This window comes from Citrobacter sp. TBCS-14 (assembly GCF_005280805.1).
Classification (GTDB): domain Bacteria; phylum Pseudomonadota; class Gammaproteobacteria; order Enterobacterales; family Enterobacteriaceae; genus Citrobacter; species Citrobacter gillenii.
On the sequence record NZ_SZWM01000584.1, the window covers coordinates 1 to 570 of the forward strand.

Consider the following 570-nt stretch of genomic DNA (forward strand, 5'->3'; position numbering starts at 1 on the left):
GTCAGGGCTATACCGCCCGTCATGTGGTGATAACCGGTGGTGAGCCCTGCATTCATGACCTGATGCCGCTGACTGACCTGCTGGAAAAGAACGGCTTTAGCTGCCAGATTGAGACCAGTGGTACTCACGAAGTACGCTGTACGCCGAATACCTGGGTGACCGTATCGCCGAAGGTAAATATGCGCGGCGGTTATGATGTGCTGTCGCAGGCGCTGGAGCGCGCGAATGAAATCAAACATCCGGTTGGTCGCGTTCGCGATATTGNGCGCGCGAATGAAATCAAACATCCGGTTGGTCGCGTTCGCGATATTGAAGCACTGGATGAACTGTTGGCCACGTTGAGCGACGAAAAACCACGCATCATCGCTCTACAGCCAATCAGTCAGAAAGAAGATGCGACGCGTTTGTGTATTGATACCTGTATTGCGCGTAACTGGCGTTTGTCGATGCAAACCCACAAATATCTGAATATTGCCTGATAAGTTTTGCCGGGGCGCTTCGCTTGTCCGGCCTACGCTTGCTAATAAGGTAGGCCGGGATCAGTCGCGGTGCGTCGCCATCCGGCAAGGT

1 pseudogene is annotated in these 570 nt (G+C 53.8%); it reads left to right on the top strand.

The features are described 5' to 3' along the window. Positions 1–479: pseudogene (locus tag FDX22_RS20070) on the top strand (hypothetical protein); the annotation flags it as partial. Between the last annotated feature and the right edge of the window lie 91 nt (positions 480–570).